This is a genomic window from Anaerostipes butyraticus, from assembly GCF_016586355.1.
Taxonomy (GTDB): domain Bacteria; phylum Bacillota; class Clostridia; order Lachnospirales; family Lachnospiraceae; genus Anaerostipes; species Anaerostipes butyraticus.
The window spans coordinates 142,180-155,935 of the sequence record NZ_BLYI01000062.1 but is presented as its reverse complement, the minus strand read 5'-3'; the positions used below and the strand labels follow the sequence as shown (position 1 = coordinate 155,935).

The window sequence follows — 13,756 nt, the reverse complement described above, 5'->3', positions numbered from 1 at the left end:
TGAAAGATTTGCGGTTCTCCTTTTTGTTTATTGAGAAATTCTATTTTGCTGTAACAGGTTCCTGCACTTTATCCTTATGGAAGAGTTTCTTGAAGCAGGAAATAGCGACCATAAGTCCAAGCGCCATCAGGAGCAGTGCTACGATCAGCTGCAGTCCGTCGATCATAAAGACAAATCCTCCGGTAACGAAGATCTTTGTAAAGATGCCGATAACTGCCTGAACTAAGGCTGTGAAAGTAACGACCAGCATAATGCACATTGGTGCGTACAGCATCCATCCTTTTCTTCCGGTTGTTAACAGGAAGACAGAAATAGCGATCAGAACTAAAGATGCAAGAAGCTGGTTGGCAGCTCCGAATAACGGCCATACATTGTTGTATCCGCCAAGGCATAATAAGAAGCCAAATACAAGAGTAATTACAGTTGCAAAATACTTATTCGCAAACAATTTGCGGATACCTGTCAGGTCAGAACCGTCAGCGGCCTCACCTAAGAATAATTCCTGGAATGACATACGTCCGATACGTGCGACAGAATCCAGAGATGTCAGCGCAAGAGCGGATACGCACATGGTCATAAAGCAGGTAGCAACATGTGCCGGAATTCCAAGCAGTGTCAGGAATCCTGCCACGTTGGAAGAGAAAATCTGGAACGGAGTGCCGGACGGCATTTTTCCGCCTACGGCTGCAGCTCCTACAACAACCAGGGCAACAACTCCCAGAAGGGATTCTACCATCATGGATCCATATCCTACTGCAAGCATATCTTTTTCATTGCTGATCGTCTTGGAAGATGTACCGGAAGAAACCAGGCTGTGGAATCCGGAAACAGCACCGCAGGCGATCGTAATAAATAATGTAGGGAACAGGTGGCTTCCTGAAACTGTAAATCCGTTGAATGCAGGAAGATTCATAGCTGGATGAGCAACGAAAACGCCCAGCACAGCACCAATGATCATACCTACAAGAAGGAAAGTGCTTAAGTAATCTCTTGGCTGCATTAAAAGCCACATTGGCATAACAGAAGCCAGGAATAAGTAAGCCATGATAACACCAAGCCATACATTTTTGTCAAAATACAGCGGAAAAGCGATTCCGACTGCCAGCATTGCGAGCAGAAGAACGATTCCGATGATAAATTCAGTTACCTGATTCGGTTTTACATATTTTGTGAAAAGACCGAATAAGATGGCAACAACAATAAACAGCATGGAAATAGAAGCAGCAGCAGCGTTTGGTGAGCTCTTGGCTCCGTCTGCGGTAAAGCCGTTAAATGTACTTGCAACGATGTCGGTGAAGGCAGCGATAACAAGCAGTGTAAACAGCCATGCAAATAAAAGGAACAGCTTCTTTCCTGTTTTTCCGATGTATTTTTCAATCAGCACACCCATGGATTTTCCTTCATTCTTTACAGAAGCGTAAAGGGAAGAGAAATCCTGAACGGCGCCGAAGAAAATTCCTCCGATGATCAGCCATAAAAGAACCGGAAGCCATCCAAACATTGCGGCAATGATTGGACCGGTGACAGGACCGGCTCCTGCGATGGAAGAAAACTGGTGTGAAAATACAACAAGTTTCGGTGTTGGGACATAATCTTCTCCATCTTCATGGGTATAAGCCGGGGTCTTGGCTTTTGGATCGATGCCCCATGATTTTGCCAGCCAGCGTCCGTAAAGAATGTAACCGGCAGCCAGCGCAACGATGGCGATGGCAATGATTGTCAAACTATTCATTTTAATCACTCCTCTAAAAATTCTGATAAACTCATAAACGAAATACCGGATACAGTTTGTCGGGATAAGACATTGAAAAGAATAAAAAACGCCTTCTAAAATGCTTCAGCATTTTAGAAGACGAAAAATTCTCCGCGGTACCACTTCATTTTATTACATCAACTGTAATCTCTCTGCTCATCCTGTAATGAGTCCCCTGATAACGGAAGGAATCCGGTTCCACTTACTCATGCTCTGCATTTTCAGCTGACTGCTCGCAGGGGATGAAAGGAACGGGCTTTTACTGTCTCACATCAACCGGCAGCTTTCTGCAAAAAGGAATCCGCAGCTTCCGTGTCCTGCTCATTGCATTTTGTATTCTTGTATTTCGTTGGCACTTATTGTAGACCTCGAAAATCACGATGTCAAGAGAAAAAGATGTACATTTTTTGATACAATCTAGATCAAGGCGGCAGCGACTTCTTTTAAATTCATGCCGTTTGAGGCTTTGACCAGAACCACATCCCCTTCAGAAAGATAGTCCTTCAGGAACCCGGTCAGATCACTGTTGGAGGAGAAATGCCGGGTTCGGATGGACGGATTTCCGGCGGCTGCTTCGGTGATGTATTCCTGGGATAGTTCTCCTGTAATATACAGATCTGTTACTTTAGTGGAGGCGATATAACGTCCGACCTCTTTGTGGTAGGAAGGAGCGTCAGGCCCCAGTTCCAGCATATCAGAAAGAACGGCGATCCTGCGCCCGTCTGCATGGAAATCAGACAGGATCTTAAGACTTGCTTTCATGGAATCCGGGCTTGCGTTATAAGAGTCATCGATCACTGTATAGCCATTGGTGTTGATAATATTCTGACGCTGGCCGGAGAATGTGGACAGCTGCTGTTTCACAGCCTCCATTGGAACCTGGTATTTTAGTCCGATGGCGATAGCTGCCAGAGCGTTGGACACATTGTGTTCACCCAGTACATTCAGAGTGACATCCTCTCTCTGACCGTTATAACAGAAAGTGAAATGAGTCTGGCCGTTTTCTTCCCGGATATTCTCCGCACGGTAGGTGCAGTCCGGCGCGAAACCATAGAATTCATATGGTTTCTTGACGTAAGATAAATGTTTCCGGATCATGTCATTATCCCCGTTTAGCAAAAGGGATCCGTCTTCCGGGAGACCATTCTGGATATCCAGTTTTTCACGGCAGATATTGTCGCGTGAGCCCATCATTTCAATGTGGGATACACCGACGTTAGTAACAACCCCCATATTCGGATGGATGATCTCACCTAAAATTGTAATCTGTCCAGGTTCGCTCATTCCCATTTCCAGGACTCCGATTTCATCATTGGAAGAAAGATGATCCAGAGTCAGAGGAACACCCACCTGGCTGTTCTGGTTGCCGATGGTCTCAAATACTTTGTATTTTCCCCTGAGTACATGTGCGATCATTTCTCTTGTCGTTGTTTTTCCAACGCTTCCTGTGACTCCGATGATCGGAAGAGACATTTTATTCCGGTAATAAGCTGCAATCTGCTGCATGGCTTTTAACGTATCGGGAACTTTAATATAAGGGGCGTCTCCGGATGCTTCGTCATGTTCCTGTGTCAGGCAGGCGCCGCCGCTTTCCAGAGCGCTTGGAATGAAGACATGAGCGTCAACTCTCTCTCCGATAATAGGAACGAACAAGGTGTTCGGGCCCATTTCCATGGAATTAGTGCTGATCCGGTCGATCTTCATGGAAGGATCGCCGCACAGCAGGGTGCCGCCAGTTGCTTTTAAAATGTCCTGAATTGTAATATTTTCCATAATAAACCTCTGCTCTAAACATAATATTTTCTTCTCTTGTGATTATAGCATAACTTATCATATTATGTTAAAATTATATCGATAAGATTTTTTTGTGACAGGTCAGTAGGGAAAGGCAGAAAAGTATGAAAAAAAGAATGATAACCGGGATACTGGCAGTGATAATGACAGTATCGTTAGCGGGATGTTCCGGAACCGGAGAGAAAGGTTCTTCTGCAGGAAGTACGACAGAAGCGGTTTCTGAGGCTGCCAGTGAGACAGCATCATCCCAGGATACGGCAGCAGCATCAACGACAGCTTCCACGGCGTCCACAGAAGCGGCAGAAAGCCAGACGGCAGCGGAATCTTCTGATGGAGGTCAGGTGAGCTTTACGTCCGCGGCAGTTTTTTACCCGGTGTTTGAGCCGAATGAGATCAAAGAGAAGAGTATCCGGATGGAAACGCCGGTGGACGAGAATAAGATCATGGCGGCTCTTCAGGATGAAGAGGTGCTGGATGAGTCCTGCAAGATTCTTTCTTATGAGAAAGACGGGGACACGATTAAGGTGGATTTTAATTCGGAATGCGGAGTCCTTCTGATGCGGATGGCGCCGGAAGAAGCGAATATGAGAGCGGAAGCGGTCGCAAAGACGTTTTGCAGGAATCTTGGAGCAGACCAGTTTTACTTTTATACAAATGGACATCCGCTGGAAACAGGAAATAAAACATATGACGAACCGATAGGAGTTAACTGACGAATGAGTTTTACACATTTACATGTTCATACGGAATACAGTCTTCTGGATGGTTCCAGCAAGATCAAAGAGCTGGTCCATCAGGCAAAAGAACTTGGAATGGACAGCATTGCCATTACAGATCACGGCGCTATGTACGGCGTGATCGATTTTTATAAGGCGGCAAAAGAAGAAGGGATTAAGCCGGTCATCGGATGTGAGATTTATGTGACGACAGGATCCAGGTTCCAGAAAGAGGCAAGACAGGGAGAGAACAGATACTACCATCTTGTGCTGCTGGCGGAAAATGATCAGGGATACCATAATCTGATGAAGATTGTTTCCAGGGGATTTACGGAAGGTTTTTATTATAAGCCGAGAGTGGATTATGAGGTGCTGGAACGCTACCATGAAGGAATCATCGCGTTAAGCGCCTGTCTGGCAGGAGAGGTGGCTTCTTATATCTGTGAAGATAACTATGAGAAGGCAAAGTCTGCAGCGCTTAAGATGCAGGAGATCTTCGGAGAGGGAAACTTTTTCCTGGAGATGCAGGATCATGGAATCAGCGCCCAGACAAAAGTAAATACGGCACTCCTTAAGATGTCAAAAGAGACCGGGATCGGTCTGGTGGCGACCAATGACATTCATTATACCTTTAAAGAAGACGCTGAGGCTCATGATATCCTGCTGTGCATTCAGACAGGGAAAAAAGTCCAGGATGAAGACAGGATGCGCTATGAAGGCGGACAGTATTATCTGAAATCACCGGAAGAGATGCAGAGACTGTTCCCTTATGCCAGGGAAGCGCTGGAGAATACGGGAAAGATCGCAGAGCGGTGTAATGTAGAGATCGTATTTGGTGAGCAGAAAGTGCCGGAATATGATGTGCCGGAAGGATATACCGCAGTGGAATATCTGAGGCATCTGTGCGAAGAAGGAATCGTGCGCCGGTATGAAGAAGTAACAGATGAGCTGAGAGAACGGCTGGATTACGAGCTGAAAACCATAGAAAATATGGGATATGTGGATTATTTTCTGATCGTCTGGGACTTTATCCATTATGCCAAACAGCATGGCATTGCGGTTGGCCCTGGAAGAGGATCCGCGGCAGGAAGTATTGTGGCGTACTGTCTGGAGATTACGGATATCGACCCGATCCGGTATCAGCTGCTCTTTGAGCGTTTCCTGAATCCAGAGCGTGTTTCCATGCCGGATATTGATGTGGACTTCTGCTATGAACGGCGGCAGGAAGTCATTGATTATGTCGTAGAAAAATACGGAAAAGATCAGGTGGTACAGATTATTACCTTCGGTACCATGGCGGCACGAATGGTCATCCGTGATGTAGGCAGGGTGCTGGATATTCCATACGCGAAAGTAGACAGCATTGCTAAAATGGTGCCGAATGAACTGAATATTACGATTGATAAAGCGTTAAAAATAAGTCCCGATCTGAAGAAAGCATATGGGGAAGATGACGAGACCAGATATCTGATCGATATGTCCAAACGTCTGGAAGGACTTCCAAGGCATGCGTCCATGCATGCGGCAGGCGTTGTGATCGGCAAAACTGCGATTGACGAATATGTGCCTCTTGCAACAGGCGCGGATAATGCGGTCATGACACAGTTTACCATGACGACCATTGAGGAACTGGGGCTTCTGAAGATGGATTTCCTGGGATTAAGAACCCTGACGGTGATTCAGGATGCAGAGAAAATGGTGCGTGAACGGATTCCGGATTTTGACATTACCACGGTAGATCCGGATGACAAAGAAGTGTATGAGATGATTGGAAACGGACATACGGAAGGGGTTTTCCAGCTGGAAAGTTCGGGTATGAAGACATTCATGAAGGAATTAAAGCCGGAGAACATGGAAGACATCATTGCGGGAATTTCCCTCTACCGTCCGGGACCGATGGACTTTATTCCTCGATATATTGAAGGAAAGAACAACCAGGATTCCATTCATTATGAATGCGAAGAGATGGAAGAGATTCTGGAGCCTACGTACGGCTGTATCGTATACCAGGAGCAGGTTATGCAGATTGTTATGAAGCTTGCGGGCTATACCCTGGGAAGAAGCGACCTGGTACGGCGTGCCATGTCCAAGAAAAAGGGCGATGTAATGCTGAAAGAACGCCAGAACTTTGTTTACGGGAATGAAGAAGAAGGAATCCCGGGATGCATTCAGAATGGAATTGATGAGAAAACAGCCAACCAGATCTGGGATGAGATGCTGGATTTTGCCAAATACGCATTCAACAAATCTCATGCGGCTGCCTATGCGGTTGTCGCTTACCGGACTGCGTATCTGAGATGCCATTATCCGGTGGAATTTATGGCAGCTCTTCTGACATCAGTATTGGGTAATACGTCAAAGATCGCGGAATATAGTTATGCGTGCAAGAAACTTGGGATCCGGATCCTTCCGCCGGATATCAACCGGGGAGAAGGAGGATTTTCGGTCGATCACGGAAACATACGGTATGGACTCACGGCGATTAAAAGTCTTGGGAAACCGGTGATCGAAGCAATTCTGCGGGAGCGGAAGGCTCACGGAGAATACCGGGATTTCCAGGATCTGGTAGAACGGCTTTCCAGCCGGGAGATCAATAAGCGTACAGCGGAAAATCTGATCAAATCAGGTGCTTTGGATAGTTTTGGCGCAACGAGAAAGCAGCAGATGTTTGTGTATGCGGAGATCATGGACAGCATTCAGAAAGAACGAAAAAATGAAATTGAAGGACAGATGAGTCTGATGGATCTGCTTTCAGAGGAGGAACAGACATCCTTTCAGATCACTTATCCGGATGTAGGAGAATATGACAAAGATCAGCTTCTGTCTATGGAAAAAGAGGTGCTTGGAATCTATGTAAGCGGTCATCCTCTGGATGATGATATCAGGCTGCTGGAGCAGAGCACCAGCGCCAGTACGGCGGATTTTCTCATAGATGAAGAGACAGGAAGGACGGTGGTAAAAGACCAGCAGAGCTGTGTGATGGGAGGCATTATCAGTGAACTGAACGTGAAACTGACAAGGAAGAATCAGAATATGGCGTTTTTAACCCTGGAGGATCTGAGAGGAACAGTGGAAGTCCTTGTATTCCCAAGACAATACGCAGCATATCAGGAACTGCTGAAAGAAGATGCAAAAGTATTTATCAAAGGAACCGCTTCTGTATCGGAGGAGGAAAGCAAGCTGATCTGCAATCAGATCATTCCGTTTGACGGACTTGTCAGGGAACTGTGGATCCAGTTTCCAACGAAAGAGGCGTTTTTCCGTGAAGAAAAGCATTTGAAAGAATCTCTTCGGACATATCAGGGCAAGAGCGCAGTGGTCGTATACTGCAAGGCGGAGCGGGCAGTCAATCGTCTGGGACATGACTGGATGGTGGAGCCGGATCCGGATCTGATATATGAACTGGAAGAGTGGTATGGAAAAGAAAATATCAGATTTCGTTCGTTAGGATTATAACAAAGACTATTGAAAAATCAGGGCAAATGGATTAGAATAATCCTAGCTAAGAATTGTATGAGCTAAATGGAGGATGTAACATGGGAAAACCAAAAATTAAAACAATTGGTGTATTGACCAGTGGTGGAGATGCACCGGCAATGAATGCCGCAGTAAGAGCGGTCGTTAGAATTGGTAAGGAACGAGGACTGAATGTCAAAGGTATCAAGAAGGGATACAATGGACTGCTGAACGAAGAGATCATTGATATGACTCCAAAGGTAACAGCAGACAGCATCATGCGTGGAGGAACAATCCTTTTAACTGCAAGATGTGACGAATTCAAGACAGAAGAAGGCCAGAAGAGAGGCGCAGAAGTCTGCAAAGCACATGGAATCGAAGGACTGGTTGTTATCGGTGGAGACGGATCCTTCCAGGGAGCAAGAAAACTTGCCGAGCTGGGAATCAACACCATTGGCGTACCGGGAACGATCGACCTGGACATTGCATGTACAGAATATACGATCGGATTTGATACGGCAGTCAATACTGCAATGCAGGCAATTGACAAGATCCGTGATACATCAACTTCTCATGAGAGATGCAGTATCGTAGAAGTTATGGGTCGCGGTGCCGGATATATCGCTTTATGGTGCGGTGTTGCGACAGGAGCTGAGGATATCCTGATTCCGGAAAGTTTCGACGGCAACCTTCCAAAAGTAGAGCAGCAGATCATTGAACATCTGCTCCGCAACAGAGCAAGAGGAAAGACACATCATCTGGTTGTCAACGCAGAAGGTGTGGGACATTCCTACAGCATGGCAAAGAGAATTGAATCTGCAACAGGAATTGAGACAAGAGCGACAATCCTTGGACATATGCAGAGAGGCGGAAGCCCGACGGCAAAAGACAGAATGTATGCGTCCATGATGGGTGCTTACGCGGTTGATCTGCTTTGCGCAGGAAAGAGCAATCGTGTCGTTGGATATCAGAATGGTAAATTTATGGACATGGATATCCAGGAAGGTCTTGCTATGACAAAGCATATCGATGATTATCAGCTGCAGATTGCTCATTTGTTAGGTAAATAAAACAAACAGGACATCTAGGAAAGCATGGCCTTTTCCGTGAAGGGCGTCATGCTTTCCTTTTTTCTCATTTAGATTTGGTGAAGAGTATGATTACGACGAGTCAGAACAAGCAGGTAAAAAGGATCTTAAAACTGAAGAAAAGCGCAAGGGAACGCCGTAAGGAACAGCTGTTCCTTGTGGAGGGCATCCGTATGTTTGAAGAAATTCCAGCAGACCGTCTTTACAAAGTCTATGCGACAGAGGAATTTCAAAAAGCCCACCAGGAGATGTTTTCAAAGATGGAACCGGAACTGGTTTCTCCTCAGGTTATGAAGGAAATTTCTGATACGATGACGCCGCAGGGAGTGCTGGCGCTGGTAAAAATGAAGGAATTTCAAATGGAACAGCTGGCAGAGGAGAACGCACTGCTTTTAGTGCTTGAGAATCTGCAGGACCCTGGGAATCTGGGGACGATTCTGCGGACGGGAGAAGGAGCAGGGGTGACAGGAATTATTATGAGCCGGGATACTGTGGATATTTATAATCCAAAAGTCATACGCTCAACGATGGGATCCATTTTCCGGGTGCCTTTTGTTTATGCAGATAATATGGAACAGGTTATGGAATTTCTCAAAAAAAATCAGATTACCGCGTATGCCGCGCATCTGGACGGAACAAACTATACAAAAGAAGATTACAGGAAAAGTTCTGCCTTTTTTATCGGCAATGAAGGAAACGGGCTGAGCGATGGACTGACCCGGGCTGCAGACCGGAAGATCAAAATTCCTATGAGTGGAAACGTCGAATCATTAAATGCCGCAATGGCGGCAGGGCTTTTGATGTATGAAGCGCGGCGCCAAAGAGAGGAAGGGGGAGATTGATATGTTTGCAGTATACTGGATGGGAGCAGCGGCAGTTTTGCTGCTGATTGAGATTCTGACTCTCGGCCTGACGAGCATATGGTTTGCGGGAGGTGCTGTGCTGGCAGCAGCTGCGGCGTTTTTAGGAGCGCCTCTTCTGCTTCAGATGGTCATATTTGTCGCGGCATCCTGTCTGCTGTTTGTTTTTACGAGACCTCTGGCGCAGAAATATCTGAACAGCAGCGTGGAAAAGACAAATGTGGAAGCGATGATCGGGCAGCATGGCATCGTAAAAGAAGCGATTGATAATAATCACGGAAAAGGACTGGTCTATGTCAATGGAATGGACTGGTCAGCCCGGTCGCTGAATGGAGAAGAAATATCAGAAGACACAGAAGTAGTGATCCACAAGATTCAGGGAGTGAAGCTGATCGTGGAAGCGCTGCCTGTGCCAAAGAAACAGGAAGAAGAAGGATTCCGGGTCGTTAAAGAAGAGGAAATGCAGGATATTCCGCCGAAGGAAGAAGAAATTCCTGAAATCTGGAGAGAGGAAGAAGAAACTTCTGAGGCTTCAGAAGAAGAAAAAGAACCGGTGGAAAATATCTGGGAAGAAGATGACGATGAGGATGAGATGGAAACACGAGACATCGAAGAAGACGAGGACGAGACAGATATAGAGGAAGACGAAACGGAAACAGAGGAAGAGGAGCCCGAAACAGCACCGGACGAAGAAGAAATCGAAGATATCCAGGGGGAACCGGAAGATTTCATAGAACAGATCGAAGATATCCAGGAGGAACCGGAAGATTCCATAGAACAGCAGGAAGAGGAGAAGGAGGAGTAAGAGATGATTTTATTGATTATTTTCATTATACTGGCAGTTGTTATTATTTTATCGACAGTCCGGATCGTGCCTCAGGCCTACGCTTATGTGGTAGAGAGGCTGGGTGCTTATAAGGAAACGTGGTCCGTAGGACTTCATATTAAGATTCCGTTTTTTGATAAAGTAGCAAGAAAAGTGAATTTAAAAGAGCAGGTTGTTGATTTTCCGCCGCAGCCGGTTATTACCAAAGACAACGTTACCATGCAGATTGATACGGTAGTATACTTTCAGATTACAGATCCAAAGCTTTACAGCTATGGAGTGGAAAATCCGATCATGGCCATTGAGAACCTGACAGCCACAACACTGAGAAATGTAATCGGGGATCTGGAACTGGACGAGACACTGACTTCCAGGGAGACGATTAATACACAGATGAGAGCGACCCTGGATGAGGCAACCGATCCGTGGGGGATCAAAGTCAACAGGGTAGAGCTTAAGAACATCATTCCGCCGGCAGCTATTCAGGATGCCATGGAAAAACAGATGAAGGCAGAAAGAGAACGAAGAGAAGCCATCCTGATCGCGGAAGGAGAGAAGAAGTCAGCGATTCTGAGGGCAGAGGGACATAAAGAATCCGTTGTCCTGGAAGCGGAAGGTGAGAAAGAATCCGCAATTTTAAGAGCAGAAGCCAAGAAGGAAGCAACCATAAGAGAAGCGGAAGGACAGGCGGAAGCCATAAGAACAGTGCAGAAGGCCAACGCTCAGGGAATTGAGTTTATTAAGAGTGCAGGAGCGGACGATGCAGTGATCCAGCTCAAGAGTCTGGAAGCGTTTGCCAAGGCCGCAGACGGCAAGGCAACAAAGATTATCATTCCTTCTGAGATTCAAAGTCTGGCCGGAATGGTAAAATCTGTGACTGAAATTGGACAAAATGAAGAAATTAATGTATAATACATTACGATGCGTTAATAGAAACTTAACGAAGATTTAAGAAAATAGGAGGAAGACACATGAGATTGAAAAAGTTATTGACATTGTCTCTGGCTGCGATTATGGGGCTGAGCCTTGTAGCATGTGGCGGAAATTCAGACGAAAGTAAGGGAGAAAAAACATATAAGATTGCTTCTGATACAACATTCGCACCGTTTGAATTCGAAAACAAAGATGGAAAGAGAGTAGGAATTGACTTGGAATTGCTGAAAGCAATTGCCGATGAAGAAGGTTTTAAGTATGAAATTGACGCTGTAGGATTTGATGCGGCAATGGCATCTGTGGAAAATGGACAGAGTGACGGAATGATCGCCGGAATGTCTATTACAGATGAAAGAAAAGAAAAATATGATTTTTCTGATTCTTATTATACATCAAAAGTATGTTTTGCAACAGAAAAGGGATCTGACATTGACAGTCTGGAAGATCTGAAAGGAAAAGATGTTGTAGCCAAAGTCGGAACTGTTGGAGCAAGCTATGCAGAAAAAATGGCAAAGAAATATGACTTCAGTGTGAAACAGGTAGAGAGTTCCGCAATGATGTACCAGGAAGTAACTTCAGGCAACGCAGTAGCATGTTTCGAAGATTACCCTGTTATGAACTACGAGATTAAAGAGAACGGACAGCCGCTGGAAGTTCCGTTTATTTCCGATGAAGGAAGCGAATATGGATTTGCCGTATTAAAAGGTGAAAACGGTGAATTGATCGATATGTTCAACAGTGGATTGAAGAAGATCAAGGAAAACGGCGAATATCAGAAAATTATTGATAAATACGCAAAAGAAAATTAGAACTGAGGTTAGGACATGAATTTTATAGAATTATTTTCATATTATGCACCAACCTTTAACGAAGCTCTGATTCTCACACTGCAGCTGACGATCGTATCTCTGATCTGTGCCAGCATTCTGGGAATTATATTTGGAATGTTCAGTATCGCCCACAATAAGGTGCTGAATGTGATTTCCAGTATTTATGTAGATATCATACGAGGAACGCCTTTGATCGTGCAGGTGTTCATCATGTATTATGGTGTAGGAGGAACGATCTTAAGACCGGTTTTCGGCATCAGCTGGAACGATCTGGGAGGAGTTTTCACCGCTGGATGTATCGCTCTCAGCTTAAATGCAGGTGCCTATATGGCAGAGATTGTACGAGGCGGTATTGAAGCGGTAGACAAAGGCCAGATGGAAGCTGCGAGAAGCCTTGGATTAACTTATGGAAAAGCCATGCGCAAGGTAATCCTTCCGCAGGCAATCCGCACGATGCTTCCGTCTATCATCAACCAGTTTATTATTTCATTAAAAGATACATCCCTGATTTCCGTTATCGGTATCCGGGAGCTGACAATGAACGCAAGGATGATTTCAGCCAATGAGTCAGCCGGAGTATTATACGTGTACGTGATTGCAGCGATCTATTATCTTGTAATCTGTACAATCCTTTCTAAGGTGGCTAAAGTTCTGGAAAGGAGAATGTCATATGGAAAATAAAGTAATCGTCAAAGGTTTGGTAAAGAATTTTGGAAATCTGGAAGTCTTAAAAGGCATGGACGTCGAAGTAAAAGACGGTGAGGTTGTATGTCTGATCGGGCCTTCCGGATCAGGAAAAAGTACTTTTTTAAGATGTCTGAACCGGCTGGAATCCATTACAGGCGGACAGGTTATCATCGATGGATATGATATTACAGATAAGAACACAGATATCAATAAAGTGCGTGAAAATATCGGAATGGTATTCCAGCACTTTAATCTGTTTCCACATAAGACCGTCATGGAAAACATTACAATGGCGCCTGTGGAATTAAAGAAGATGACACAGGAACAGGCAGAAGCAGTCGGAGAAAGCCTGCTGAAGGAAGTCGGACTGGCAGAGAAAGCCGATGTATATCCGGCACAGCTTTCCGGAGGACAGAAACAGCGTGTGGCGATCGCGAGAGCTCTTGCGATGCATCCGGATATTATGCTGTTTGATGAACCGACATCTGCTCTGGATCCGGAGATGGTCGGAGAAGTACTGAATGTTATGAAGACACTGGCAAAACAAGGAATGACCATGGTCGTTGTAACACATGAGATGGGATTTGCGAGGGAAGTCGCAGACCGTATCATCTTTATGGATGGAGGCTATATTGTAGAAGAAGGAACTCCGGAAGAAGTTCTCGGACATCCAAAAGAAGAAAGAACGATCAATTTCTTAAACCAGGTATTATAAGGAAGTACATCCCTGTAAAACATGCAAGATGGTTTTGCAGGGATATTTTTTATTCCATAGGAGATTTTACAGAAATCGTTTATGGAATAAGAAATATG

The 13,756-nt window shown here is 45.2% G+C and carries 11 protein-coding genes; 9 read left to right on the top strand and 2 right to left on the bottom strand.

Annotated elements, in window-relative coordinates; translation table 11 throughout:
* Positions 1-40: 40 nt before the first annotated feature.
* Positions 41-1,732, bottom strand: coding sequence for a carbon starvation CstA family protein (locus tag JMF81_RS13655; protein ID WP_201311985.1), 1,692 nt, complete (start codon positions 1,730-1,732; stop codon positions 41-43).
* A 438-nt stretch (positions 1,733-2,170) separates the two neighbouring features.
* Positions 2,171-3,526 carry a UDP-N-acetylmuramoyl-tripeptide--D-alanyl-D-alanine ligase gene (locus JMF81_RS13650; protein ID WP_201311984.1) on the bottom strand — a complete coding sequence of 452 codons (1,356 nt, stop codon included), beginning with the start codon at positions 3,524-3,526 and terminating at the stop codon, positions 2,171-2,173.
* A 125-nt stretch (positions 3,527-3,651) separates the two neighbouring features.
* Here JMF81_RS13650 and JMF81_RS13645 point away from each other — a divergent pair, with 125 nt between their 5' ends.
* The 9 genes from JMF81_RS13645 (at position 3,652) to JMF81_RS13605 (ending at position 13,658) form a co-directional block, all read left to right on the top strand.
* On the top strand, positions 3,652-4,260 hold the full coding sequence (locus tag JMF81_RS13645) for a GerMN domain-containing protein (RefSeq protein WP_201311983.1): 609 nt from the start codon (positions 3,652-3,654) through the stop codon (positions 4,258-4,260).
* A gap of 3 nt (positions 4,261-4,263) precedes the next feature.
* Positions 4,264-7,719, top strand: a complete 3,456-nt coding sequence (locus tag JMF81_RS13640; RefSeq protein WP_201311982.1) for a DNA polymerase III subunit alpha — start codon at positions 4,264-4,266, stop codon at positions 7,717-7,719.
* 80 nt (positions 7,720-7,799) lie between these two features.
* Entirely contained in the window at positions 7,800-8,789 is a 990-nt protein-coding gene (pfkA, locus tag JMF81_RS13635; RefSeq protein WP_201311981.1) for a 6-phosphofructokinase, read from the top strand.
* Positions 8,790-8,875: 86 nt separating this feature from the next.
* On the top strand, positions 8,876-9,649 hold the full coding sequence (locus tag JMF81_RS13630; protein ID WP_201311980.1) for a TrmH family RNA methyltransferase: 774 nt from the start codon (positions 8,876-8,878) through the stop codon (positions 9,647-9,649).
* A gap of 1 nt (position 9,650) precedes the next feature.
* Positions 9,651-10,472: an NfeD family protein gene (locus JMF81_RS13625; RefSeq protein ID WP_201311979.1), complete on the top strand. Its 822-nt coding sequence runs from the start codon at positions 9,651-9,653 to the stop codon at positions 10,470-10,472.
* Positions 10,473-10,475: 3 nt separating this feature from the next.
* Entirely contained in the window at positions 10,476-11,405 is a 930-nt protein-coding gene (locus JMF81_RS13620) for an SPFH domain-containing protein (RefSeq protein WP_201311978.1), read from the top strand.
* A 65-nt stretch (positions 11,406-11,470) separates the two neighbouring features.
* Complete coding sequence (locus JMF81_RS13615; protein ID WP_334297473.1) at positions 11,471-12,235, top strand: transporter substrate-binding domain-containing protein; 765 nt, start codon at positions 11,471-11,473, stop codon at positions 12,233-12,235.
* Positions 12,236-12,250: 15 nt separating this feature from the next.
* On the top strand, positions 12,251-12,937 hold the full coding sequence (locus tag JMF81_RS13610; protein ID WP_201311976.1) for an amino acid ABC transporter permease: 687 nt from the start codon (positions 12,251-12,253) through the stop codon (positions 12,935-12,937).
* Positions 12,927-13,658 (top strand): amino acid ABC transporter ATP-binding protein, encoded by a 732-nt coding sequence (locus tag JMF81_RS13605; protein WP_201311975.1) that lies wholly within the window; start codon positions 12,927-12,929, stop codon positions 13,656-13,658. Before JMF81_RS13610 ends, JMF81_RS13605 begins: the two co-directional genes overlap by 11 nt.
* The last annotated feature ends 98 nt before the right edge of the window (positions 13,659-13,756 follow it).

Coding starts and splice junctions, on each gene's coding strand:
- JMF81_RS13655 (WP_201311985.1), bottom strand. CDS start 1,732: ATGAATAGTTTGACAATCATTGCCATCGCCATCGTTGCGCTGGCTGCC.
- JMF81_RS13650 (WP_201311984.1), bottom strand. CDS start 3,526: ATGGAAAATATTACAATTCAGGACATTTTAAAAGCAACTGGCGGCACC.
- JMF81_RS13645 (WP_201311983.1), top strand. CDS start 3,652: ATGAAAAAAAGAATGATAACCGGGATACTGGCAGTGATAATGACAGTA.
- JMF81_RS13640 (WP_201311982.1), top strand. CDS start 4,264: ATGAGTTTTACACATTTACATGTTCATACGGAATACAGTCTTCTGGAT.
- pfkA (WP_201311981.1), top strand. CDS start 7,800: ATGGGAAAACCAAAAATTAAAACAATTGGTGTATTGACCAGTGGTGGA.
- JMF81_RS13630 (WP_201311980.1), top strand. CDS start 8,876: ATGATTACGACGAGTCAGAACAAGCAGGTAAAAAGGATCTTAAAACTG.
- JMF81_RS13625 (WP_201311979.1), top strand. CDS start 9,651: ATGTTTGCAGTATACTGGATGGGAGCAGCGGCAGTTTTGCTGCTGATT.
- JMF81_RS13620 (WP_201311978.1), top strand. CDS start 10,476: ATGATTTTATTGATTATTTTCATTATACTGGCAGTTGTTATTATTTTA.
- JMF81_RS13610 (WP_201311976.1), top strand. CDS start 12,251: ATGAATTTTATAGAATTATTTTCATATTATGCACCAACCTTTAACGAA.
- JMF81_RS13605 (WP_201311975.1), top strand. CDS start 12,927: ATGGAAAATAAAGTAATCGTCAAAGGTTTGGTAAAGAATTTTGGAAAT.